24 protein-coding genes and 1 pseudogene are annotated in these 22,577 nt (G+C 63.5%); 16 read left to right on the forward strand and 9 right to left on the reverse strand.

Annotated elements, in window-relative coordinates; all coding sequences use genetic code 11:
- Nucleotides 1–21: 21 nt before the first annotated feature.
- On the reverse strand, nt 22–1,482 hold the full coding sequence (locus X771_RS141875) for a phospholipase D-like domain-containing protein (RefSeq protein ID WP_023689589.1): 1,461 nt from the start codon (nt 1,480–1,482) through the stop codon (nt 22–24).
- Nucleotides 1,483–1,571: 89 nt separating this feature from the next.
- Nucleotides 1,572–2,141, reverse strand: a complete 570-nt coding sequence (gene efp, locus X771_RS141870) for an elongation factor P (RefSeq protein WP_023682947.1) — start codon at nt 2,139–2,141, stop codon at nt 1,572–1,574.
- Between the two features lie 129 nt (nt 2,142–2,270).
- Between efp and epmA the strand changes: the two genes are divergently transcribed.
- The 8 genes and pseudogenes from epmA to X771_RS141835 all read left to right on the forward strand — a co-directional run bounded on the left by epmA (nt 2,271) and on the right by X771_RS141835 (nt 9,751).
- Nucleotides 2,271–3,317: an EF-P lysine aminoacylase EpmA gene (gene epmA, locus X771_RS141865; protein WP_023689590.1), complete on the forward strand. Its 1,047-nt coding sequence runs from the start codon at nt 2,271–2,273 to the stop codon at nt 3,315–3,317.
- 199 nt (nt 3,318–3,516) lie between these two features.
- On the forward strand, nt 3,517–4,860 hold the full coding sequence (locus tag X771_RS141860) for a TldD/PmbA family protein (protein ID WP_023709712.1): 1,344 nt from the start codon (nt 3,517–3,519) through the stop codon (nt 4,858–4,860).
- Nucleotides 4,847–5,653 carry a 3'(2'),5'-bisphosphate nucleotidase CysQ gene (locus X771_RS141855; protein WP_023689592.1) on the forward strand — a complete coding sequence of 269 codons (807 nt, stop codon included), beginning with the start codon at nt 4,847–4,849 and terminating at the stop codon, nt 5,651–5,653. Before X771_RS141860 ends, X771_RS141855 begins: the two co-directional genes overlap by 14 nt.
- Before the next feature lie 68 nt (nt 5,654–5,721).
- Entirely contained in the window at nt 5,722–5,967 is a 246-nt protein-coding gene (locus X771_RS141850; RefSeq protein ID WP_023682943.1) for a DUF4170 domain-containing protein, read from the forward strand.
- Between the two features lie 5 nt (nt 5,968–5,972).
- Nucleotides 5,973–6,761: a lysophospholipid acyltransferase family protein gene (locus X771_RS141845; protein ID WP_023682942.1), complete on the forward strand. Its 789-nt coding sequence runs from the start codon at nt 5,973–5,975 to the stop codon at nt 6,759–6,761.
- Nucleotides 6,758–8,074, forward strand: a complete 1,317-nt coding sequence (gene waaA, locus X771_RS141840) for a lipid IV(A) 3-deoxy-D-manno-octulosonic acid transferase (RefSeq protein ID WP_023689593.1) — start codon at nt 6,758–6,760, stop codon at nt 8,072–8,074. Before X771_RS141845 ends, waaA begins: the two co-directional genes overlap by 4 nt.
- A pseudogene (gene lpxK / locus X771_RS01000000165315) lies at nt 8,075–9,179 on the forward strand (tetraacyldisaccharide 4'-kinase). It abuts the gene before it with no gap.
- A gap of 89 nt (nt 9,180–9,268) precedes the next feature.
- Nucleotides 9,269–9,751 carry a hypothetical protein gene (locus X771_RS141835; RefSeq protein WP_156936028.1) on the forward strand — a complete coding sequence of 161 codons (483 nt, stop codon included), beginning with the start codon at nt 9,269–9,271 and terminating at the stop codon, nt 9,749–9,751.
- Nucleotides 9,752–9,811: 60 nt separating this feature from the next.
- On the opposite strand, the gene X771_RS141830 is transcribed toward X771_RS141835, so the two are convergent.
- Nucleotides 9,812–10,045: a DUF2093 domain-containing protein gene (locus tag X771_RS141830; RefSeq protein ID WP_023671580.1), complete on the reverse strand. Its 234-nt coding sequence runs from the start codon at nt 10,043–10,045 to the stop codon at nt 9,812–9,814.
- 113 nt (nt 10,046–10,158) lie between these two features.
- Between X771_RS141830 and X771_RS141825 the strand changes: the two genes are divergently transcribed.
- Nucleotides 10,159–10,764, forward strand: coding sequence for a hypothetical protein (locus X771_RS141825; RefSeq protein WP_023671581.1), 606 nt, complete (start codon nt 10,159–10,161; stop codon nt 10,762–10,764).
- Nucleotides 10,765–10,781: 17 nt separating this feature from the next.
- Here the strand turns inward: X771_RS141825 and X771_RS141820 are convergent, their stop codons facing one another.
- Complete coding sequence (locus X771_RS141820; RefSeq protein ID WP_023826123.1) at nt 10,782–11,708, reverse strand: LysR substrate-binding domain-containing protein; 927 nt, start codon at nt 11,706–11,708, stop codon at nt 10,782–10,784.
- Nucleotides 11,709–11,799: 91 nt separating this feature from the next.
- On the opposite strand from X771_RS141820, the gene X771_RS141815 reads away from it, so the two are divergent.
- Both X771_RS141815 and X771_RS01000000165320 read left to right on the forward strand, forming a co-directional pair.
- On the forward strand, nt 11,800–12,693 hold the full coding sequence (locus X771_RS141815; protein WP_023734232.1) for a DMT family transporter: 894 nt from the start codon (nt 11,800–11,802) through the stop codon (nt 12,691–12,693).
- A 307-nt stretch (nt 12,694–13,000) separates the two neighbouring features.
- Nucleotides 13,001–13,558 (forward strand): hypothetical protein, encoded by a 558-nt coding sequence (locus X771_RS01000000165320; protein ID WP_023689599.1) that lies wholly within the window; start codon nt 13,001–13,003, stop codon nt 13,556–13,558.
- Between the two features lie 25 nt (nt 13,559–13,583).
- Here the strand turns inward: X771_RS01000000165320 and mutL are convergent, their stop codons facing one another.
- Together mutL and X771_RS141805 are read right to left on the reverse strand one after the other, a co-directional pair.
- Nucleotides 13,584–15,437 carry a DNA mismatch repair endonuclease MutL gene (gene mutL / locus X771_RS141810; RefSeq protein WP_023689600.1) on the reverse strand — a complete coding sequence of 618 codons (1,854 nt, stop codon included), beginning with the start codon at nt 15,435–15,437 and terminating at the stop codon, nt 13,584–13,586.
- Between the two features lie 275 nt (nt 15,438–15,712).
- Nucleotides 15,713–16,615, reverse strand: coding sequence for a LysR substrate-binding domain-containing protein (locus X771_RS141805; RefSeq protein ID WP_023689601.1), 903 nt, complete (start codon nt 16,613–16,615; stop codon nt 15,713–15,715).
- Nucleotides 16,616–16,704: 89 nt separating this feature from the next.
- Here X771_RS141805 and X771_RS141800 point away from each other — a divergent pair, with 89 nt between their 5' ends.
- The 5 genes from X771_RS141800 to X771_RS141780 all read left to right on the forward strand — a co-directional run bounded on the left by X771_RS141800 (nt 16,705) and on the right by X771_RS141780 (nt 21,166).
- Nucleotides 16,705–18,255, forward strand: coding sequence for a trimethylamine methyltransferase family protein (locus tag X771_RS141800; protein ID WP_023689602.1), 1,551 nt, complete (start codon nt 16,705–16,707; stop codon nt 18,253–18,255).
- A gap of 61 nt (nt 18,256–18,316) precedes the next feature.
- A complete protein-coding gene (locus tag X771_RS141795; protein WP_031203012.1) occupies nt 18,317–19,966 on the forward strand; it encodes an ABC transporter substrate-binding protein in 1,650 nt (549 codons plus the stop codon).
- Between the two features lie 94 nt (nt 19,967–20,060).
- Complete coding sequence (locus X771_RS141790; protein WP_023671589.1) at nt 20,061–20,540, forward strand: DUF3828 domain-containing protein; 480 nt, start codon at nt 20,061–20,063, stop codon at nt 20,538–20,540.
- 200 nt (nt 20,541–20,740) lie between these two features.
- A complete protein-coding gene (locus X771_RS141785) occupies nt 20,741–20,926 on the forward strand; it encodes a hypothetical protein (RefSeq protein WP_023689604.1) in 186 nt (61 codons plus the stop codon).
- Nucleotides 20,927–21,166 carry an RNA-binding protein gene (locus X771_RS141780; RefSeq protein ID WP_023689605.1) on the forward strand — a complete coding sequence of 80 codons (240 nt, stop codon included), beginning with the start codon at nt 20,927–20,929 and terminating at the stop codon, nt 21,164–21,166.
- Here the strand turns inward: X771_RS141780 and X771_RS1000000168325 are convergent.
- The 3 genes from X771_RS1000000168325 to X771_RS1000000168330 are packed head-to-tail and all read right to left on the reverse strand — an operon-like array spanning nt 21,123 to nt 22,440.
- Nucleotides 21,123–21,542 carry a hypothetical protein gene (locus X771_RS1000000168325; RefSeq protein ID WP_027049645.1) on the reverse strand — a complete coding sequence of 140 codons (420 nt, stop codon included), beginning with the start codon at nt 21,540–21,542 and terminating at the stop codon, nt 21,123–21,125. The genes X771_RS141780 and X771_RS1000000168325 overlap by 44 nt on opposite strands.
- Nucleotides 21,543–22,007, reverse strand: a complete 465-nt coding sequence (locus X771_RS141775; protein WP_023689606.1) for a hypothetical protein — start codon at nt 22,005–22,007, stop codon at nt 21,543–21,545.
- Nucleotides 21,949–22,440 (reverse strand): hypothetical protein, encoded by a 492-nt coding sequence (locus X771_RS1000000168330; protein ID WP_155923242.1) that lies wholly within the window; start codon nt 22,438–22,440, stop codon nt 21,949–21,951. The genes X771_RS141775 and X771_RS1000000168330 overlap by 59 nt, the downstream gene beginning before the upstream one ends.
- Nucleotides 22,441–22,577 lie beyond the last annotated feature (137 nt).

Raw genomic sequence — 22,577 nt, forward strand, 5'->3', positions numbered from 1 at the left:
TGCGTTCAATCTGTCCTGATTCTAAAGATAGGGCGATCCCAGCCATAACAACCGGTCAAAAACCCGGATGACAAATGGCCGCGCTCTTAGGGTTGCGAGTGTGACGGGTTTGGCGGAAGCGATTGCCGCTCCGATGCGCCCCTCGATCTCGGCGGCAAAGCCGGTATCCAGCACCTCCAGGTCGATTTCGAAATTCAGCCGCAGCGACCGGGCGTCGAGGTTGGAGGAGCCGACATAGGCCCAGACGCCATCGACCGACAACAGCTTCGAATGGTCGAACGACCCCTCATGCCGCCAGACGCGGCAATAGTGCTTCAGCACCTGGTCGTACTGCGCCGTCATGGCGCGGCCGACCAGGAAGAGATTGTTGACCGCGGGCACGACGATGTCGATCTCGACGCCGCGCCGGGCCGCCGTGACCAGCGCGCTGACAAATTCCCGGTCCGGCAGGAAATAGGGCGACATGATGCGGATCGATTTGCGGGCGACGGAAAATGCCCCCGTCAGCAATTTGTGGTTGGTTTCGATGCTGGCGTCCGGCCCCGACGCCACCGCCCGCACCAGGATCGGCTGACCGGGAGGCGGCGAGGGCTTTGCCACGTGCCAGACCTCGTCCTTGAGGGCCTCGTTGCCGGCAAAACGCCAGTCCTCGGCGGCAACCGCGAACAGGTCGGCCACGACCGGCCCCGTGACCTGGAAATGCGTATCCGCCGAGCTGGCAGTGCCAGCGAATTCAGCCGAGAACCCCTTGCGGATGTTCATGCCTCCCGTGAACGCCACCACACCGTCGACGATCAGGATTTTCCTGTGCGTCCTCAAATTCGCATAGGGAAGTCTTAGGCCCATGACGATGTTGCCGTTGAACAGATCGACGGTGACGCCGGCTTCCCGGAGTGTCCCAAGGATGCTGGGCACGGAATAGCGCACGCCGACCGCATCGATCAGCACGCGAACCGTCACACCGCGCCGGACCGCGCCGGCCAGCGATTCCACAAAACGTCGTCCGATCTCGTCATTGTCGAAGATGTAGGTCTCGAGCAGGATGCTGCGCCGTGCGCCGTCGATCGCCCCGCACATTGCCGCATAGGCTTCGTCGCCGGTCCTCAGGATGGTGATTGCATTTCCCGAAAGCAGGCCGCGCCGCGCCACCCTGTCGCCTAGCGTCTTCAGGCCGGCAAAGCGCTGGCCGAATTCGGCTGAGATGAGTGTTTCGAGCGCAATGTCGTGGTCGTGTTTGGCTGTCTCGGCTTCACCGGCGACGGGCCGCATGGCGCTGATCGTGGCGCGGCGGATGCGGTTGATGCCGGCAATGGCATAGATGATCGCGCCAAGGAATGGCGACAAGATCATCACGCCGACCCAGCCGGTGGCGGCGCGCACGTCTTCCTTGGTCATGATTGCGTGGACGATGCCGATGGCGGCCATCAGCATCGGAATGATCACAAGGATCAGAGGCCAGTAGGTCACAAAGGTCTGCCACATCGGCAGGACTATCGAGCCAGCGGCCGCAGAAGGCAATGTGGGGGATTAGTACCGGGCAAGGGATTAACCAGGACGGAGGCGCTCGCGCCTCAGTCCTTCGCCCGCTCCACATAAGCGCCATCGGCCGTCATCACCACCACGCGGGTACCCGGCGCGATGTGCGGCGGCACCAGCGTGCGCACGCCGTTGGAAAGCACGGCCGGCTTGTATGACGAGGACGCCGTCTGGCCTTTGGTCGTCGGCTCCGTCTCGACCACTTCGAAAGTAGCGCGCTGCGGCAGCACCAGGGCTATGGCGATGCCGTTGAACTGCGAAATCTGCACCGCCATGCCTTCGAGCAGGTAGGGCGCCATGTCGCCGACCACGCTTTCCGGCACCGCGACCTGGTCGTAGCTTTCCGGGTTCATGAAGTGATACCCCTCGGCGTCGGCGTAGAGGAAGGTGTGCTCGCGCTCCTCGACATAGGCGCGCTCGACCTGCTCGGTGGTGCGGTAGCGCTCCGAAACCTTCACCCCGTCGGAGATGCGGCGCATGTCGAGCTGGGTGACCGGCGTACCCTTGCCAGGGTGGATGTTTTCGGCAAAGAGGATCACGTAAAGCTTGCCGTCCTTGTCGACGACATTGCCTTTACGGAGCGAACTGGCGATGACCTTCACCACGGTTTTCAATCCTAGACTTCGTTGGCCTGAAACGATCGTTCGGCGCAAATCGGCTGCGAGAGCCGTCGCCGTAGCGCATCTTGGCCCGAACCGCCAGCCCTGTCAGCAATTCCGTTGCCCGGCAAACCCATGACTGGCGCTTCGCCCTGGTGGACGCCGGATGTTCACGCCGACCGCCGGCCGCGGCTGATGGCGCGTAACGCCATAGCTGCCGCAATGCGCAGCTGGTTTGGCGAGCGCGACTTCATCGAGGTCGAGACGGCGGCGCTGCAGATATCACCGGGCAATGAGGCGCATCTCTCAGCCTTTGCCACCGAGGCGATCGGCGCCGACGGTGCGCGCCGGCCGCGTTACCTCCACACCTCACCGGAATTCGCCTGCAAGAAGCTGCTTGCCGCCGGCGAACGGCGCATCTTCAGCCTGGGCGCCGTCTGGCGCAACCGCGAGCGCGGTCCTTTGCATCACCCGGAGTTCACCATGCTCGAATGGTACCGGGTCGGCGAAACCTATGAGAGCCTGATGGCTGATTGCGCCGAACTGCTGAAGCTCGCGGCTGAGCGGGCCGGCGCCAAAACCTTCCGCTTTCGCGGCCGCGAGGCCGATCCGTTTGCCGAGCCGGAACGCGTGAGCGTGGCGGAAGCTTTTGCGCGTTACGCCGGCATCGATCTTCTTGCCACCGTTTCTGCCGATGGCGGCACAGACCGCGCCGCACTCCATGATGCTCTGGTCAAGGCCGGCCTGCGCACGGCCGACGATGACAACTGGGCCGATTTGTTCAGCCGGGTAATGGTCGAGAAGGTCGAACCGGTGCTGGGGCAGGGGCGGGCCACCATCTTGTACGGCTATCCGATCTCGGAAGCGGCGCTCGCCCGGCCGAGCGCGGAGGACCAGCGCGTGGCCGAGCGCTTCGAGCTCTATTGCTGCGGCGTCGAGCTCGCCAATGCTTTTGGCGAACTGACCGATCCGGCCGAGCAGCGCCGGCGCTTTGCCGCCGAGATGGACGAGAAGGAGCGCGTCTATGGCGAGCGCTATCCGCTGGATGAGGATTTTCTCGCCGCCCTCGCCATCATGCCGCAAGCCAGCGGCTCGGCGCTCGGCTTCGACCGGCTGGTGATGCTGGCAACGGGCGCGACGAGGATCGATGACGTGATCTGGACGCCGGTCGCCACTCCTTGACGGAAATCGGCCTCGGTTAAACTCGCAAACCGGTCAAGCCGCGCGTCTGTGGCGGCCGCCGCGGATGGGCTTTGCGGGCCGCTTGGGCGCTATGCCGCAGCGGGACAATTGCCCGGGCGCCATTGCACAAGGCGCATCGGGACAATAGATGGTGCAACAGCCGCTACCGCCCGGCGCGGCTTCAGCCAGGACCATGCGCATGACCGATACATCCGAGGCAGCGAAATTGACCGACCGCGTCGCGGCACTGGTCGAGGCTGCCAAGCGGGCCGGCGCCGACGCCGCCGACGCGGTTGCCGTGCGCGGCCGCTCGATCGGCGTGTCGGTGCGGCTGGGAAAGGTCGAGAACACCGAAGCGTCCGAGGGCGACGATGTCTCGCTGCGCGTCTTCGTCGGCAACCGGGTGGCGAGCGTCTCGGCGACGGCGGCATCGGACCCCAAGGCGCTGGCTGAACGCGCCGTGGCCATGGCCAAAGTCTCGCCCGAGGACCCCTATCAGGGTCTCGCCGATCCGGCTTTGCTGGTCGGCAAGGTGCGCGACCTCGATCTGTTCGACGCCACCGAGGTTTCGGCCGATCAGTTGAAGGAAGCGGCCCTTGCCGCCGAGGAAGCGGCCCTTGCAGTCAAGGGCGTCACCAATTCGGCCGGCAGCGGCGCCAGCGCCGGTCTTGGCGGGCTGGTGCTGGCCACGTCGAACGGCTTCGTCGGCCACTATGTCGCATCGCGCTTTTCGCGTTCGGCCAGCGTTATTGCGGGCGAAGGCACCGGCATGGAGCGCGACTACGAATACTCCTCGAACCAGCATTTTTCCGATCTCGACGCGCCGGAGCTGATCGGCCGCAAGGCCGGCGAGCGCGCCGTGCGCCGCCTCGGCGCCCGCAAGGCGGCGACCGGTCCGGTCAACGTTGTGTTCGATCCGCGCGTCGCGCGCGGCATTGCCGGCCATCTCGCCGGCGCCATCAACGGCGCTTCGGTGGCGCGCAAGACCAGTTTCTTGCGCGAGATGATGGGCAAGCAGGTTGCGTCGGCTGCCATCACCGTCACCGACGAGCCGCTACGGCGTCGCGGCCAGGCCTCGCGCCCGTTCGACGGCGAAGGCGTCGAGGGCGAAAAGCTGTTGATGGTCGAGAACGGCGTGCTGAAGCACTGGTTCCTGTCGACGTCCGCCGCGCGGGAATTGGGGCTGACCACCAACGGACGCGGCGCGCGCAGCGGCTCGTCGGTATCGCCGTCTTCGACCAATCTCGCCATCGAGCCGGGCGACAGGACGCCGGAAGACCTGATCAGGTCGCTGAAATCCGGCTTTTATGTCACCGAAGTGTTCGGCCAGGGCGTCGACATGGTGACCGGCGAATACAGCCGTGGCGCATCCGGCTTCTGGATCGACAATGGTGAGCTTGCCTATCCGGTGGCCGAGGTGACCATCGCCTCCAATTTGAAGACGATGTTCCTCAACATGGTGCCGGCGAGCGATCTTGACCGCGATTTCGGCACCGCCGCACCGACGCTGCTGATCGAAGGAATGACCCTTGCCGGAGCGTGACCCGGTCATATCGGCCGGGGCCTCGGACGACCTCGATCTGCTGCGCGACGCCGCCCGCGAGGCGGGCGCGATCGCCATGCGCTATTTCGGCAAGAACCCGCAAGTGTGGATGAAGGGCGGCACCTCGCCGGTCAGCGAAGCCGACCACGCGGCGGACGCCTATTTGCGCGAGACCCTGCTTGCGGCGCGGCCGGACTATGGCTGGCTATCAGAGGAAACGACTGACGATCCGGCGCGGCTTCTGGCGCGGCGCACCTTTGTCGTCGACCCCATAGACGGCACCCGCGGCTTCCTCGAAGGCCTGCGCTCGTGGTGCGTCAGCGTCGCGGTGGTCGAGAATGGCCGCACGCTCACCGGTGTGCTCGAATGTCCGGCCAAGGGCGAAACCTATTGGGCGCTGCCTGGCCATGGAGCTTTCCGCAACGGCAAGCCGATTGCCGTGCGCGGCCTGGGTAAGACGGTCGAGATCGGCGGGCTGAAGCAGTTGATCGACCTGATGCCGGCGCAATGGCAGGGCCGGGTGCGGCGGGCGGCGCACATTCCCTCTCTCGCCTACCGGCTGGCGATGGTCGCCAACGGCACGCTCGACGCAACCTTCGTCAAGCCCAACGCGCATGACTGGGATATCGCCGCCGCCGATCTCATCTTGCGCGAGGCTGGCGGCGCCGTGCTCGACGGCCATGGCCGCGCGCCGCTTTATGCCGGGGAGATCATCCGTCACGGCGCGCTGGTCGCCGGCAGCGGGCAGTTGCTGACCGTGCTTGCCGGCGTCATTGCCGATACGGAAGCGTGATCGAAGGTTCCAAAGTCGGCAGCTTTGGGCTAGACCTGTCGCAAACTCACAATATGTGAAGGACCGAAATGGCCGCGGAAGACGGAAAGAAACAGCTTTTGCACCTGGTGTTCGGCGGCGAGCTGAAGAAGCTGGGAGGCACCGAGTTCCGCGATCTCGACGCGCTCGACATCGTTGGCGTTTATCCGGACTATCAAACCGCGCACACCGCGTGGAAGGCAAAGGCGCAAGCCAGCGTGGACAATGCCCATATGCGCTATTTCGTCGTCCATCTGCACCGGCTGCTCGACCCTGAAAGCAAGGCCGCCGGTTGACAGCGATGGAGCATGAAGCGGTGAAAGGGCAGCCCACCGGCGCCGCGGTCCGAAGAAGACGCGGCGGCAGTTCGAAGACGTTCTGGCGCAAGATCCGCGAGCCGTTGGCGCAGTCGCGAATCGTCAAGAGCATGATCGTCAGCCTGCTCGCCCAGTTCGTCCGCCTGGTGCGCCTGACCAACCGCGTGGTCGAAGGCTCGGCTAAATTTTCAGGCGGCGACTACGCCGAATTCGAACCCGGCATCATCGCGCTCTGGCATGGCCAGCATCTGCTGACCCCAGCCTATTATCCCAAGGGACGGCCGCTGGTCGCCATGGTCTCGCGCAGCGCCGACGCCGAACTCAACGCGCTGATGATCGAAAAATTCGGCATCGAGGCGGTGCGCGGCTCCGGCGGGCGTGAAAGCACGAAGCATCTCGACAAGGGCGGCGCCAAGGCGCTAATTGCCCTGAAAAAGTCACTCGTCGCCGGCAAGAACGTCGCCATGATCGCCGACATTCCCCACGGCACGCCGCGCGACGCGGGGCTTGGTATCGTTCTGCTGGCACGCCTTTCCGGCCGGCCGATCATGCCTGCCGCCATCGCCACCAGCCGCCGCAAGGTGCTGGAAAGGAGCTGGGACAAGACCACCATCAACCTGCCGTTCGGCCGCTCCTCGATCGTCATCGGAACGCCGGTTTTCGTGCCGGCCAATGCCGACGAGGCCGAGATGGAGCGCAAGCGCCAGGAAGTCACGGCCGCGCTCAATGCCGCAACCGCCGAGGCCTATCGGCTCGTGGACGGCAGGCCATGAGCGTCGGCTGGGCGCGCGCCTTCCTGGCGGCCTACCGCCTTGCCGGTGCAGCCGCCTATCCGCTGATGGGTCCCTATGTCGCCTGGCGCACATCGCAGGGCAAGGAAGACCGCAGCCGCAGCCGTGAGCGCTACGGCGTTGCCGGGCGGCCGCGCCCCGAAGGGCCGGTGATCTGGATCCATGCGGCAAGCGTCGGCGAGACCCTTGCGGTCGTGCCGCTGGTGCAAAGCATCCTCGACTACGGTGTCAACATCGTGCTGACGACGGGAACAGTGACCTCGGCGCAGGTTGCCGACGAACGGCTGGGCGACCGCATCATCCACCAATATGTTCCGCTCGACCTCAAGCCGGCCGTCAGCCGCTTTCTCGATCACTGGCGGCCGGACCTGGCTATCATCGCCGAATCCGAGATATGGCCGATGACGATCCTCGAGCTCGGCGCCCGCCACGTGCCGCAGGTGCTGGTCAACGGCCGGCTCTCCGACCGTTCGTTCAAATCCTGGAAGAAGCGCGCCAACATCGCCGAGGCGCTGTTCGAGAACCTTGCACATGTCGTTGCCCAGTCCGATGTCGACGGCGAACGGTTTCGCGCGCTTGGCGCCCGGCCGGTCACCGTGTCCGGCAACCTCAAGGTCGACACCTTGCCGCCGCCCGTCGACGAACGGGCGCTGGCGACGCTGAAGCGCCAGATCGCCGGCCGCCCGACCTGGGCGGCAATTTCGACCCATGACGGCGAGGAGGTGGTCGCGGCGGAAGTCCACGCCACGCTCTACAAGCGCCACCATGGCCTGCTGACGATCATCGTCCCGCGCCATCCCGACCGCGCCGAAGCGCTGGCCGCACAGATTTCCGGCATGGGCCTGAAGCTGGCGCGGCGCAGCAAGGGCGACCGGATCACCGCCGACAGCGATATCCTGCTCGGCGATACGATCGGCGAGATGGGGCTTTATCTCCGGCTGACGGAAATCGCCTTTGTCGGCCGCTCGCTGACCTCGGAAGGCGGCCAGAATCCGCTGGAGCCGGCCATGCTCGACACCGCTGTGCTGGCCGGCCGCAACGTCCAGAATTTTCGCGAGGCCTATCAGCGCCTGCTCGACAGCGGCGGCGCCAAGCTGGTGCGCGACCGCGACATGCTGGCCGGCGCCGTCAATTTCCTGCTGAGCAATGAAGTTGCGCGCCACGAGATGATGGCGGCCGGTGCCGCCACAGTCGACCAGATGCGCGGTGCGCTGGCGCACACGCTGAAGTCGCTCGAGCCTTATATCCAGCCATTGATCGTCAAGTCGCGCCTGAAGGGCGCCGACGGGCGATAGGTGGCGTCGGAAGCACCACCTTTCTGGTGGGAAGCGCCGGACTGGCGGGTCTTTGCGCTGTCGCCGCTATCAGCCGTCTATGGCATCGTCGCCGGCCGCCGCATGCATCGGGCGGTACGTGAAAAGATCGACGCGCCAGTGCTTTGCGTCGGCAACTTCACCGTCGGCGGCAGCGGCAAGACGCCGGTCGCCATCGCGCTGGCCAAGCAGGCCAGGCGCATGCAGCTCAATCCCGGATTCCTGTCGCGCGGCCATGGCGGCTCGTTTGCGCAGCCGCATGTCGTCGATGCCAGTCACGACGCCGCCAAGCATGTCGGCGACGAGCCGCTGCTTCTGGCCGAGCATGCGCCGGTTGCGGTAAGCCCGAACCGCGCCGCCGGCGCCAAGCTGCTCATGGAAGCCCATGGCTGCGATTTCCTGATCATGGATGACGGTTTTCAGAGCGCGCGCATCCATATTGATTATGCGCTGGTCGTCGTCGACGCCCGCTACGGCATCGGCAATGGCCGCGTCATTCCGGGTGGGCCGCTGCGCGCCAACGTCGTCGACCAACTGGTGTTCACCGATGGGCTGTTGAAGATGGGCGAGGGCACCGCCGCCGACCAGGTCGTGCGCCAGGCGGCGCGCGCCGGCCGGCCGATCTTCGAGGCGCATGCTGAACCGGGCGGCAAGGAGCGGTNAGGTCGTGCGCCAGGCGGCGCGCGCCGGCCGGCCGATCTTCGAGGCGCATGCTGAACCGGGCGGCAAGGAGCGGTTCGCCGGCCGGCGGTTCCTCGCCTTTGCCGGCATCGGCCATCCCGAAAAATTCTTCGAGACGCTGCGCGGCACGGGCGCGGAAGTGGCGCTGAGCCGGTCGTTTCCGGACCATCATTTTTATGCCCCCGACGAACTCGCCGAACTGGCGGCAACCGCGCGCCGTGAGGGACTGGGCCTCGTGACCACCGCCAAGGACGCAGCCCGGCTGCGCCATGGCGCAGCCTCGGCTGAATTCCTTGGTCAACTCGACGTGCTGGAGATAGACGCCACGTTCGAGCTCGACAATGTGCCGGAGCGGATCATCGACGAGACGCTGGATGCCTGGAGACAGCGCCGGCTGCGAGGGTAGGGCGCTCCCGCGTTGACACAGGATATTTCTCGCCGCTTATCACAATTATAAGTCAGACCGGCTTCAGCGCGGGGGGTGGAATGGTTAGGTTGCGGGCACTCTTTGTGGGCTTTGTTCTTGTGGCGATGGCGACCCCATCTTCGGCGCAGGCACCCACCGCGACCGACAGCGAATTTCTGGTCTCGGTCACCGAAGCGGACGGTGCTACCCACGTTCGGCCCTCAAACATTGTACCGCTTATCCCCGATAGCGCCTGCTTTGAATGGCGCGTACGTCTGGCGCAAGGCGACAGACTGGTATCGGTCACCGAGGTGTTCGCGCTTCCCGCGGAGCCCAGGCAGTGGGGTGGTATCGACGGAAACGAATACAGCTTGAGCAAGCTATCGGGCGATCGAAGGGTCTCCGAGACCACCATGTTCTACAAACCGCAGGACGGATGGATCTCGCATGGGTGGTGCATGGCCGAGGGTGATCCGATCGGGCCGTATTCCATCAAAGTGCTTGTCGGAGATCGGCTTGTTCATAAATTCGACTTTTCGGTCGAAAACGCGCCGGCATCCTCAAAGCCATAGTCCTGCAGGCGTTCCAGGAAAATCAGATCGACGGTGAGCCTTGCTTTCCGGTGTGCCGATCTAGCCCCGGCTGCGCAGGTCCGGATGCGTTTCGATCTCGCGGCGCAGCGAGGCGGCGGCGCTGACATAGGGCTCCTGCCTGGCGACGCTCCAATATTTGAGCTCGTCCAGCGGAATGCTCTCACCGGTCACAGCGCAGCGCACGAATGCGCCGGGGCTGGTGACCTGGAAGTCGCCGTCGAGATAGCGGATCCGGGCTTCCTTGCCGCCAGGGCCTTCGAAGCGGTTCATCATGGGGTGGTGCCAGAGTTCATGCTGATTTCATCGCCATAAATTGCCGGCAAGGTCAAGCTTGACGCAATGCTGAGGCGCTATTGTCGGCTCCAAACCATTCTTATGGGACCGGCATGGACATTTCATCCGCCCGCCTGACTGCGCTGCTGCGCGAGGCCATGATATTGGCAGCGGTGCCGTCGGCGAAGGCCGATCCGGCGAAAGCAGCACTTATAAAGGCGCTGGTGCAGCCGCCGACGCCATCCGGTGCGCCTTTGCAGCCGGCAGCGGCGCCGGCGCTGCAGGCGCTGTTGTCCGCAGCCGTCGCAAAGGGGCAGCAGACGGGTTCAGCCGAGATCCTGCAGGCCTATCTGGCGCTTGCCGAACCGGGTGACGCGGCGCCCGACGATTTCGGGCCGACAACGGCTGCGACAGGCAAGGCGACGCCAGCCAACGACGATGCACAGCGCGGTCTGCCGGTGCCGCCGGCCAGGGCCGATGATGGCGCTGCCGCAAAGCCGGCAGGACTGCCCTGGTTTGCGCTTCTCGCACCGGGGGTTTCGCCGCCGCGCCGCGCCTCCGCCACCGACGCGGCGGCGAAGCGGGGGCAGGCGATGTCTGGGTCGAATGACACGGTCCAGCCCGAAGGCCGGCAGCAGATGCGTGTCGGCCTGATGGCGCTGGCAGCCGGGTTTCTGGCCGTCGCCATTGTCGGGCTCGCCTTGCTGGTGCTTGGCTGAGCACCGAACAATCGCCGCTATCGCTCGGCTTCGAGGAACGCTTCCATCTTTTCCATCGCCAGCCCAGCCTCAATTGCGATGCGGCGCGAAAGCTCGGCGGCAGCCGTGCGCGGCCGCCCCAGCGGCCGGTCGAGCCAGTACGACACCGGGTTCAGCGCCGTGCGCTCATCGACGGCAACGATGCGGCCCGACTCCAGCTGATGTCGGGTCAATGGCGGCCGCGCCAGCGCGATGCCGAGCCCATAGGCGGCAGCGTCGAGCACCAGATTATAGTCCTCGAAGCGGCGGTCCTGCGGGCGCGGGCGGTAGTCCATGCCTTGCGCGGCAAACCAGGCACGCCATCCGGAGGCGTCGGAATCGTTGATCAGTGGAAATTTGAGCAGCCGGGCCGGGTCGCCGCGACCGATCTCGCGGGCAAGGCCAGGCGCGGCGACGGGAAAGACATGTTCCTCGAACAGCTTCACCGAGATCCGGCCCGGAATGCCGCCGCGCCCGCAGCGGACCGACAGGTCGATGCCTTCATCGGCAAGGTCGGCCTGGCGGATGTCGACGTCGAGCACGATGCGCAGCTTGGTGGGATTGTTCTCCAGCGCCGCCATGCGCGGCATCAGCCACAGCCCGCTGACGGAGGGTATCGATGTAAGCCGCACCACGGCGGTGCCGCGCGGCTCGACCCAGCGGTCGGAATGGCTGGAGATCAGCGCAAAGGCTTCCGCTGTGCGCAGATGCAGGCGGTTGCCCTCGATGGTCAGCGAGACGCCGCGGGCCCCGCGGTCGAACACTTTCAGGCCCAGCCAGTCCTCCAGCTTGGCGATCTGCCGGCTGACGGCGCCATGGGTGATGTTGAGCTTCTCGGCCGCGGCCGAAAAGCTCCCCGTGCGCGCCGCCGCATCGAAAGCACGCAGTGTCTCGAGCGGCACCATTGTGTCTGAGCTGTGATCCATAGTCACAGGTGATCCTCGATTTGATCGTTTGTCAACGGCGCCGAAAAGGCGCTTTCTGCGGTTCATGACTGAAAAACGCGAGGACAGTGGGATGAGCGCAGTAACCGGCACATCGAATCAGACACAGCGGATGGACACCACGGCAGCCATCGCCGTGGCTCTGACGGTGGTCGGCTGGGCGTCGGCCTTTCCAGCGATTCGTGCGGGTCTCGCCGCCTTCGGGCCGCTGGAACTCGGTTCGCTGCGCTTTGCCATTGCCGCGGTGCCGGCGGCGATCTTTCTTGCCGTCAAGCGCCCGGCACTGCCGAGGCTCGATGAAGTGTGGCGCCTCGGCTTTGGCGGCGCCATTTTCGTCGCGCTCTACACCGTCATGCTTAATTACGGCGAACTGACCGTGTCGGCTGGCGCCGCCGGTTTCATCATCAATGTCAGCCCGATCTTCACCGCCATCATGGCAATGGCATTGCTGGGCGAGCGTTTCTCAACGTGGGCCTGGTTCGGCACGGCCATTTCTTTCGCCGGCATCGGCATCATTGCGGTCGCCGACGGCAATGGCTTGAGTTTCGACACCGGCGCGCTGCTGGTTCTTGGCTCCGCGCTGTGCTCGGCCGTCAACACGATCGTCCAGAAGCCGCTCTTTGCCCGCCATCACCCGCTGACCATTTCGGCCTCGAACATGATCCTTGGCGCACTTTGCCTGGCGCCCTTTTTGCCAAGCGGCTTTGCGCAGGCAGCGGTCGCCAACACGGCCGGGATCGGCGCCGTGATCTTTCTTGGCATCGTGCCCAGCCTGATCGCCTATGCCGCCTGGGCAACCGCTCTGTCGCGTCTCCCGGCCGCCCGTGCCTCGAACTTCCTTTATCTGGTCTCGCCCATGTCTGCCCTGATCGGTTTCTTCTGGCTGGGCGAAGTGCCGACACTGCTCGGTCTCCTCGGCGGCGCGCTGGCGCTCGGCGGTGTGATCGTGGTGAATTTGAAGCGTTAAATCAAAAAGTTGGAACCGTTTCCGGACTCAAACCGGGAACCGTATCCCCAGCATGCAGACACCCGGAGGAAGGACCGTTATGGTGAGTTGCCTGGCTGGGGGATGGAATGGGAAAACTGTTCATATCGGCAATCTTTTGCGTTTTGCTGCTGACCGGGAAAGCCTTCGCTGGCTGGTACCAGGTCGAAAACTACGAAGGGTCCATCGGGCCTAATCCAGTCCATCTGTCACTGCAGAGATATGACAGGGCAGCGGGATTACGGTCGAAGGAAGCTATTTCTACGACGCGAAGCAAAGCCCGATAGCGGTGTACGGCAAGATCACCGGTACCAGCGTCTCCCTTTGCGAGATTGCGGACGACAAGGAATTCGACCGGGTCCTGGTCATTGGATCGAAAACGCCGGTCGACACCGCCCGATGTCCGTTTTCTCTCGACCTTGGCGAAAGCGGCGCAACGGGGACCTGGAACAGAGGCCTGGACAAGTTCCCGATCGTGCTGAAGAAGGTCGCAAGCCTCGACGATACCGGTGAGGCGAAGGTTGACGGCACCGTCGAGATCCCCTTCTGGGCGCAGACAGCCACCCACAGATTTGCCGGGGTCTACGAGAAAGCCGGCTTTCTCGTCTGCATGAGTAAGCTGCGGGTCATCGACAAGAAGAAAAAGAAGGTCGTTCAGGAGATCGTTTTCGATGACGACGATTGCGATGCCGGCATGCTGATGACTCCCATCTACATGAATGTTCAAAAACAGGTTGGGGGAAGCTTCGAGACAATCTCCGTGAATTTTCGCGGCGGTAGCGCCGGCTACTCAAGGGATTACGTTTTCTCTCATAGATTCAAGGACTATCGCCTGTTGGTGAATTGAGCGTGTGCCCTGACCTGGCTTGTGCTCACCGCCGTCCGAACAGCCGCTCGATATCGGCAAGCTTCAGCTCGATATAGGTCGGGCGGCCGTGGTTGCAGGTGCCGGATCCCGGCGTCGCCTCCATCTGGCGCAGCAGCGCGTTCATCTCCTCGGCCTTGAGCAGGCGGCCGGAGCGGACCGAGCCGTGGCAGGCCATAGTCGCGGCGATCTTGTCCAGTCGTTCCTTCAGCGTCTCGATCGTGTCGTTGTCGGCGATCTCGTCGGCAAGATCACGCACCAATTGCTGGACATTGGTTTCGCCGAGCATCGACGGCGTCTCGCGCACCGCCACCGCGCCGGGACCGAAACGCTCAATGCCGAGGCCGAACCGGGCCAGCGTTTCGGAATGCATGGCCAGCCGCTCGGCGTCCTCCTCCGGCAGGTCGACGATCTCCGGCAGAAGCAGCATCTGCGAGGGCACCGCGCGCGAGTGCAGGGCATTCTTCAGCGCCTCGTAGACCAGCCGCTCATGCGCCGCGTGCTGGTCGACGATGACAAGCGAATCCCTCGTCTGGGCGACGATGTAGTTCTCGTGGACCTGCGCGCGGGCGGCGCCCAGCGCGGTGCCGAGCAGCGTCTCGGCCGGCTCGGCTAAGCCGGCACGCGCATCGGCGCTGGCGAGCGGACCGGCGTCGAATCCAGCCTGGTCGTTTTCGCGGAAGCCGGCGCCGTTAAATCCCATATCCAGCGGCCGCTGTGGCGAGCGGTCAAAGCCCGAAAAGCCCGAGGCCCGGTAGGCCGCGTCATAACTGCGATGACCGTTGGCAGGACCCGCATGGGCGTAGGAGGCGGCTCCCGGCCGGAACGCCGCCACCATCCCGGCGGCCCCGCTGGTGGCGGCGCGGATGCCGGCATTGGCCAGCGCCTCGCGAATGGCGCCGACGATCAGCCCGCGCACCAGGCCGGGGTCGCGAAAGCGCACATCGGCCTTGGCTGGGTGGACGTTGACGTCGACGGTCGCCGGATCGAGCGTCAGGAACAGCACGGTCACCGCGTGCCGGTCGCGCGGCAGCACATCGGCGAAAGCGCCGCGAATGGCGCCGGCAATCAGCTTGTCGCGCACTGGCCGGCCGTTGACATAGGCATATTGCTGCAGCGCGTTGGCGCGGGTGAAGGACGGGATCGAGACGTGGCCGGTCAGGTGCACGCCGTCCCGGCTGGCGTCGATAGCGATGGAATTGTCGGGAAACTCGGCGCCCATCACCTGGGCGACGCGGCGCAGGCTGCCCTCGGTACTGTCATCGGTCGCCGGCAATTCCAGCGTCGAGCGGTCGGAGCCGGCGAGCGTAAAGCGTACGGCAGGGAAGGCGATGGCGATGCGCTTGACCACGTCGCTGGTGGCGGAGCTTTCGGCGCGCTCGCCCTTCATGAATTTGAGCCTTGCCGGCGTGGCGAAGAACAGGTCGCGCACCTCGACCGTGGTGCCGCGGTTGGCCGCCGCCGGTTTGACCGCCGAAACGCGGCCGCCTTCGATGGCGATCTCGGCGGCAGCGTCGCCTGCGGCCGTGCGCGAGCGAACCGACAGTCGCGACACCGAACCAATTGACGGCAATGCCTCGCCACGGAACCCGAGCGAGCGGATATCGTGAATGTTGCCGGCAAGTTTCGAGGTGCAGTGGCGCGCAATGGCCAGCGCCAGTTCCTGTTCGGGGATACCGGAGCCGTCATCGGTGACGCGGATCAGGTTCAGCCCGCCGCCGGCAGTGACGACCTCGACGCGGGAGGCGCCGGCGTCGAGCGCGTTCTCGACCAGTTCCTTCACCACGCTCGCCGGACGCTCGATAACTTCGCCGGCGGCGATCTGGTTGATCATCGTTTCGGAAAGCTGGCGAATGGGCATGGGGGTATTATAGGCGGATTCGAAGGGTGTGCGGAAGGCTTCAATGAATGCCGTACATTGGAGACGCCAGCGGGACAGCACCCCCCCCTCCGGCCTGCCGGCCATCTCCCCCGCAAGGAGGGAGATCAGATGTCACGACGGCTTTCGCCAATCTCCAATGCTTGAAGGGTGACGCGACATATGAACTGCCAATCTCCCCCCTTGCGGGGGAGATGTCCGGCAGGACAGAGGGGGGGTGAAGGAACTCCGCGATAGTGACTACGCTGCAACCGATTTCAAGCCTGCGCCGCCAGCCAGTCCCTGACTTTCCGCGCATTCTCGCTCAACTCCCGGTTCTTCGGCCAAACCACATAGAACGCCTTGCCGGTTCTCAGCACATGGTCGGTCACCGGCACCAGCAGCCCCGACGCCAGGAGCCGTTCGGCCAGATGCCGCCAGCCGAGCGCGATGCCTTGGCCCTCCATGACGCCCTGGATCACGAGGCCGTAATCGTTGATGCGCAGGCCGCGCGCGGTGTTGTCGAGCCTGCCGCCCGCAGACTGGAACCATTCGTCCCAGCTAGCCGCCTCGCGGTAGGGCTCCTCGAGGTGGATCAGGCGATGCGTCGCCAGCTCCGCGACGCTCCTTGGCATGCCGAATTTCGCGAGATAGCTGGCGCCAACCACCGGAAAAATCTCCTCGTCGGCCAGCGGCAGCGAATGATAATCGGCCCAGTCGCGCGGTTCGCCGCCGCGAACTGCGAGCGGGATGCCCTCGGCGATGATGTCGAGATCGCGGTCGGCGGTCTGGATGCGCAAGTCGATGCCCGGCAGTTCGTCGCGGAACTGCTGCAGCCGCGGCATCATCCAGAACGAGCCGAAGGCGGTCGACGCCGCCAGCGTGACATGGCCGCCGCTCGCCTGCAGGCGCAGATCCTCGGCCGATTTGCGGATATGCGACAGACCGAGCGAGACGTCGGCATGGAAGCGTTCGCCCGCTTCTGTCAGGATGACCTGGCGGTGGCGGCGCTGGAACAGCTGCGCGCCAAGCTGTTCCTCCAACCCGCGCACCGCATAAGAGACGGCGGCCTGCGTCATGCCGAGCTCGCGCCCGGCAGCGGTGAAGCTCGACAGCCGGCCCGCCGCCTCGAAGACGATCAGGCTGCCGGCCGAGGGCAGGAGGTGGCGCAGGCTTCGCATAAGCTGAGCTTATACAAGAGATCAGGATTTTCCAGCATCACATCCATATTTCCTCTCGCTAACTTGGTTGGACGGAATGAGGAGGCTCCATGAACGCACCGGCCGCTGAACTGACCGAGCAAACCCACCGCCGCGGCGGCGGTCGCCTCGGACGCAAGGCGCTGAGGAGCGCCCCCGTCACCTCGTTCCCGACGCTGGTCCGCGAGATCCCCACCTACCAGATGGTCCCGGACGAGGCGGTGGAACTGATCCACCAGGAGTCACTCGCCATCCTCGAAGAGGTCGGTTGCGAGTTCCGCGACGACGAGGCGATCGCCATGTGGAAGGCGGCGGGCGCCGACGTGTCCGAGACACGCGTCCGCATCGACCGCGGCCTGCTGATGGAACTGGTCGCGAAGGTTCCGTCCGAATTCACCCTCAATGCGCGTAATCCCGAGCGCACCGTGCGCGTCGGCGGCAAGAACTCCATCTTCGCGCCGATGTATGGCGCGCCTTACGTGCGCGACCTCGACAACAACCGGCGTTATGGCACGCTTGAAGACCTCAACAATTTCCACAAGCTCGCCTACATGGCCCCGGCGCTGCATTCGTCGAGTTCGATCATCTGCGAGCCGATGGAGATCGCGGTGCCGAAACGGCATCTCCACATCATCCATTCGGCGCTGAAGCATTCCGACAAGCCGTTCATGGGCATCGTTACTTCCAAAGACCGCGCCGAAGACACGATGGCGATGGCGGGCATCGTCTTTGGCGAAGATTTCGTTCGCGACAACTCGGTGCTGGTGTCGATTACCAACTGCAACTCGCCGCTGGTGTGGGACGCCACCATGCTGGACGCGATGAAGGTCTATGCGCGCAGCAATCAGCCGCTGATCCTGGCTCCCTTTGCGCTGTGCGGCGCATCGACTTCGGCCTCGGCCGTCGGCGCGGTGGCGCAGGTCAATGCCGAAGCACTGGCCGGCGTCGCTTTCACCCAACTGCTGCGCCCGGGTTCGCCGCAAATCTACGGCCAGTTCATGGTGACGGTCGACATGAAGACCGGCGCGCCGATGGGCGGCACGCCGGAAGCCGCCCAGATGATGTATCTGATGGGCGCGCTGGCGCGGAAATACAAACTGCCCTGGCGAACCTCCGGCTTCCATGTCGGCTCCAAGCTCAACGACGCCCAGGCCGGCTATGAATCCAACATGCTGATGCATGCCGCCATCCTCGCCGGCGCCAATTATATCTGGCACTCCGCCGGCTGGTTGGAGGCCGGGCTGACATGCGGCTATTCGAAATTCGCCACCGACTGCGAGCAGCTTGTCGGCTGGTATAAATATGCCGGCGGCCTGCCGTTCGACGATTTCAAGGAGGCCATGGCGGCGATCCGCGAAGTCGGGCCGCAGGGCCATTTCCTCGGCACCCAGCACACGCTCGATCATTACGAGTCGGCATTCTTCATGCCCACCATCATGGATTTCAACTCCTACGAACAATGGAAGGCCGGAGGGGCGAAGGACCACGACACGCGCGGCCGCGAGAAAGCCCGCAACATGCTGGCCGACTATGAAGAGCCGAAACTCGATGAGGGCATTGCCGAGGGCCTCAGGGACTTTATCGCGCAGCGCGAAGAGAGGCTGCCCGACAGCGTTAGCTAAGAGAACGACGAATGAGTTGATAACGGGCGAAGACCCGATGGGAACCGCAAGGGAGAAAGACATGACACTTTTCAAAAGCAATGGCGATCGCGTGCCGACGGCCATCGAGGCGATGGCGCAAGAGACGCGTGCTGGCCGTATGGACCGGCGCGAGTTTCTTGCATTGGCAAGTGCGTTCGGCGCATCGACGGCGCTGGCCTACGGCATGATCGGCCTTGCCGCGCCGGGACAGGCTTTTGCCGAGGAGCCGAAGAAGGGCGGCACGCTGCACATATCGATGTCGGTCAAGGCACAAAAAGATCCGCGCACCTATGACTGGGTGGAACTGGCCAACATCTCGCGCTGCTGGCTGGAGCCGCTGGTCCGCTACACCAGGGAATTCACCTTCGAGCCAGTGCTGCTCGAAAGCTGGGACATCAATGACGACGCCACGGAATACACGTTGCATGTGCGCAAGGGCATCACCTGGAACAATGGCGATGCCTTCAACGCCGATGACGTGGTCTTCAATGTTACCCGCTGGTGCGAGAAGAAGGTCGCCGGCAACTCCATGGCCGCTCGCGTCGGCGGGCTGATCGACGAAAAGTCGGGCAAGGCCAGGGAAGGCGCGATCGCCAAGGTCGACGACAATACGGTCAAGCTGACGCTCAGCGCGCCCGACATTTCGCTGATCCCGAACCTCACCGATTATCCCGCGCTCGTCGTCCACCGCAATTTCGACGCCGAAGGCGCCGACCCGGTCAAGAAGCCGATCGGCACGGGCCCGTTCGAACTGGTCTCCTACGATGTTGGCCAGAAGGCGGTGGTCAAGCGTCGTGAAAACGGCAAGTGGTGGGGTGGTGAAGCGCCGCTCGACAGCGTCGAGTTCATCGACTACGGCACCGACTTCAACGCTTCGATCAACGCCTTCGAATCCGGCGAGATAGACCTCAATTTCGAGACGCCGGCCGACTTCATCGACATCCTGGATAAGATGGGGCTGGAGAAGTCCGAGGTTGCGACGGCAACCACGCTGGTTGCCCGCACGAACGTTACCCACAAGCCCTATGACGACCAGCGGGTGCGCAGCGCGCTGCAGATGGCGGTCGACAACAATGCGGTGCTGGAACTCGGCTATGCCGGGCGAGGGACGGTCGGTGAAAACCACCATGTCAGCCCTATCCATCCTGAATATTTCGCGCTGCTCAAGAAGACGCGCGACGCGGCCGGCGCCAAGAAGCTGATGGCCGACGCAGGGCAGGCCGATTTCGAGCACGAGCTGATCACCGTCGAGGACGATTGGCAGAAGAACACCGGCGACGCGATTGCGGGCCAGCTGCGCGACGCCGGCATCAAGGTGAAGCGCACGGTGCTGCCGGGCTCGACCTTCTGGAACGACTGGACGAAGTATCCCTATTCGATGACCATCTGGTACATGCGCCCGCTTGGCGTCCAGGTGCTGGCGCTTGGTTATCGCACCGGCGAAGCCTGGAATGAATCGGCCTATTCCAACCCGGACTTCGACGCCAAGCTGAAGCAGGCGCTGTCGCTGATCGACGTGGAGAAACGGCGTGAGGTGATGAAGGATGTCGAGCAGATCCTGCAGGATTCCGGCGTCATCATTCAACCCTTCTGGCAGAAGCTCTACAGCCACATGAACAAGAAGGTGAAGAACTACGGCGTCCACCAGACCTTCGAGATGGACCTGCAGAACGTCTGGCTGGATGGCTGAGACGGTGCAAGCCGGGGCTTCATGAGCCGCAAAAAAGCCGATATGCAGGATGTCTGGTATTGCCGCCTTGCCGCCAAACGTCCGGAGATCCTGCATGAAACCGATAGTGCTTGCCGCTGTCTTTTCGATTGCCTTGCCTGCGACGGTGCTGGCCGGGCCGGCTTCCAACGCCGTGAAGTTCTTTTATCTGCCCGAGGTGAAATTCGAGGGAGATGCAAAGTACCGCGACCGCTTCACCGAGCCGGTGACCAAGCTGTTCGATCTCAACGACCAGGCAACGAAGAACAAGCCCGACGAAGTCGCCTGCCTCGACTTCGATCCCGGCCTCGACGCGCAGGATTTCGACCAGAAGTCGATTGCCAAGACATTGAAGCTGGCCGAGACCGTCAATGGCGATACGGCCGAAGTCACCGCCACCTTCAGCCTTTTTGCGGAAGGCGATGATTCCAAACGCGAAATGCTGTGGTCGCTGAAGAAAATCGACGGCAAATGGAAGGTCGCCGACATCACCTCCAAGACCAGCAGCTGGACGCTGAGCGCGCTGGAATGCATGCCCGACAAAGCGCCGGAGTGATCCCGACGCGCTGTTCCGGCGTCGCGGCTCGCCAGCAAATTGGCAGCATTCAGGCATAATCGCCGCCGCCGGGTCCAGGCGAGGGTGTATTCGGCCCATGACAGCCGCAATTGGGTAGTGTCTCAGTTTGAAATTTCGGCCGCGCTTGTCGCGGTCCGGGCCGAACTCCTATATGTTTAGCGGAAAGCATGGGAGGTTTCATGTCGTATACCGTCGAGACATGCCCGGACGACATTGAGCGGCTGAAGACCCTTCTCCATAGCCTAGGCGAAGAGGGCAGCCGGGTCATCAATGTGATTTGGCAGCCGAAGCGCGAAATCGCCACAGAGATTGGCCCCTACGATCTACCATCCGGCTATGTCGTTATCGTGGAGTACCCCAGCTAAATGCCCACCGGACCTAAAGGCCAGAAGCGCCCCGCCGACGTGATCGGCAATGCCGTGCGCGTCATGCGAATTGCCACCGGCGATGAAGCCGACGACGTGATTGACGACGGTAAGAACGCCGCCGCCAAAGAGCTTGGTTCGAAGGGTGGCAAGAAGCGCGCCGCCAACATGACGCCAGAGCGGCGCGCCGAGATTGCTAAGAAGGCGGCTTCGAAGCGGTGGGAGGGGCGGCATAAGTAATTTCCCCTTGGAGAACCTTCTTGCTTATAGCTATGGTATTTTTGTGATCGGCGGAAGAAAGCACCAATTCCATAACAGAATTGGGTTCTTTCACTTTGACCTTGAAGGACGCTATTGCGAGCGGCCCTGTACCACGAAAGGGTCCGTCTGCTTCCCCAACAAACACACTCTCGCCGTTTACCAGCAATTCTAGCTTGAGCAGTCTGATATTTACTTCATCGAGAATAAGAAAAATGCCAAACGGTATTTCAACCGGGAACTCCCTTGCCACAACATCGCCGGAAAAGACATTGACCAGCGTATGCTTGTTGAAGCTTCCCTGCGCTACATACTCACACAGGATCGCGTTCGTAACGTTTATCGGTTTCTTTGCCATTTAGGCCGGCTCGAATTTAATTTCGACCGCCTTCGCATTTGACGCTGTAGCGGAAGGCGCCTGCGGAAGCCGCAGCTTGGACGGTTGCTCGGAAGGCGGTTCAAGCAAGGCCTCCACCGTCATATTTTGCGGCTTCCTTCCGGCCAATTTCTTCGAAGTTAGAATCGGCTCCTCGCCAGCGATCCCAACCAATAGGCGAGCGAGGGTGCCAATCGTCCAGTTGCCGGGCGAAGCCAGCATGCGGTTGACTTGGTCAGGCCCGCGCCCGATGCGTTTAGCCAGAGTTGCCTTAGTCAGCTTGGAATTCTTTTGCTCTTCCGCAAACCGGCGCATGACATAGTCGTAGAACCCGTTCAGGGCCCTCTGCTCAAAATAGGCCATCTTGGCCTCTGGGATTTTGATGCCCTCAGATATCTCCGAGAGAAAATCCGGTTTCGGTGACATAGTCATCAGCGTCTTCTCCATGCATAGGTTTGTGTCTAGGGAACAGAGCGTTCCATTGCGACAGGCATTCGGCCTTCATTTTCTCCCACTCCTGATCGTAGCGGTCACCCATAGGCTGGCGACCATTCCACGGCTTTGAGCGCGGTCGCCACGTAAAGGCCACGAACTGGTTAGGAGCGGCAAAGCTGCCAAATAAGCGCAGGCCAGGCTTCGGGCTGCGGCTGCGAATATCCCAAACCTCGTCTGAGACATCTGACAGCCTCCCGAAGAAGGCTTTGCCAGCCGAATACGGCTCAAGGCAAAGGGAAACTGTCTCACCCTTTACAAACGCTTCTAGATCAGCCTGAAGCCTCATGACACGCGGATGGCAATTTTCAGATGCCCATGGTCCATAGATCAGCCCCCGCATGTCTTCCGACAGGTAAATGCCTCGAACAACCGGGTCGCTTGCCAACTCCATTTCTAGAGGGAACAAGCGTCCAGCCCTAACGTGCCGCTTGATAGCAGCAAGGATTGACATATAAGTCAATAGTCCGCCCCGCCAAGGGTTGCGACAATTTGACTCGATACCCTAACAGGAGGCTAAAGCCA

It is taken from the genome of Mesorhizobium sp. LSJC269B00 (assembly GCF_000502815.1).
Lineage (GTDB): Bacteria > Pseudomonadota > Alphaproteobacteria > Rhizobiales > Rhizobiaceae > Mesorhizobium.

Bases quoted from the DNA above. Each gene is read 5' to 3' on its own strand.
- X771_RS141875 (WP_023689589.1), bottom strand. From the start codon at position 1,482: ATGTGGCAGACCTTTGTGACCTACTGGCCTCTGATCCTTGTGATCATT.
- epmA (WP_023689590.1), top strand. From the start codon at position 2,271: ATGACTGGCGCTTCGCCCTGGTGGACGCCGGATGTTCACGCCGACCGC.
- X771_RS141860 (WP_023709712.1), top strand. From the start codon at position 3,517: ATGACCGATACATCCGAGGCAGCGAAATTGACCGACCGCGTCGCGGCA.
- X771_RS141850 (WP_023682943.1), top strand. From the start codon at position 5,722: ATGGCCGCGGAAGACGGAAAGAAACAGCTTTTGCACCTGGTGTTCGGC.
- X771_RS141845 (WP_023682942.1), top strand. From the start codon at position 5,973: ATGGAGCATGAAGCGGTGAAAGGGCAGCCCACCGGCGCCGCGGTCCGA.
- waaA (WP_023689593.1), top strand. From the start codon at position 6,758: ATGAGCGTCGGCTGGGCGCGCGCCTTCCTGGCGGCCTACCGCCTTGCC.
- X771_RS141830 (WP_023671580.1), bottom strand. From the start codon at position 10,045: ATGATGAACCGCTTCGAAGGCCCTGGCGGCAAGGAAGCCCGGATCCGC.
- X771_RS141825 (WP_023671581.1), top strand. From the start codon at position 10,159: ATGGACATTTCATCCGCCCGCCTGACTGCGCTGCTGCGCGAGGCCATG.
- X771_RS141820 (WP_023826123.1), bottom strand. From the start codon at position 11,708: ATGGATCACAGCTCAGACACAATGGTGCCGCTCGAGACACTGCGTGCT.
- X771_RS141815 (WP_023734232.1), top strand. From the start codon at position 11,800: ATGAGCGCAGTAACCGGCACATCGAATCAGACACAGCGGATGGACACC.
- mutL (WP_023689600.1), bottom strand. From the start codon at position 15,437: ATGCCCATTCGCCAGCTTTCCGAAACGATGATCAACCAGATCGCCGCC.
- X771_RS141805 (WP_023689601.1), bottom strand. From the start codon at position 16,615: ATGCGAAGCCTGCGCCACCTCCTGCCCTCGGCCGGCAGCCTGATCGTC.
- X771_RS141800 (WP_023689602.1), top strand. From the start codon at position 16,705: ATGAACGCACCGGCCGCTGAACTGACCGAGCAAACCCACCGCCGCGGC.
- X771_RS141795 (WP_031203012.1), top strand. From the start codon at position 18,317: ATGACACTTTTCAAAAGCAATGGCGATCGCGTGCCGACGGCCATCGAG.
- X771_RS141790 (WP_023671589.1), top strand. From the start codon at position 20,061: ATGAAACCGATAGTGCTTGCCGCTGTCTTTTCGATTGCCTTGCCTGCG.
- X771_RS141785 (WP_023689604.1), top strand. From the start codon at position 20,741: ATGTCGTATACCGTCGAGACATGCCCGGACGACATTGAGCGGCTGAAG.
- X771_RS141780 (WP_023689605.1), top strand. From the start codon at position 20,927: ATGCCCACCGGACCTAAAGGCCAGAAGCGCCCCGCCGACGTGATCGGC.
- X771_RS1000000168325 (WP_027049645.1), bottom strand. From the start codon at position 21,542: ATGGCAAAGAAACCGATAAACGTTACGAACGCGATCCTGTGTGAGTAT.
- X771_RS141775 (WP_023689606.1), bottom strand. From the start codon at position 22,007: ATGGAGAAGACGCTGATGACTATGTCACCGAAACCGGATTTTCTCTCG.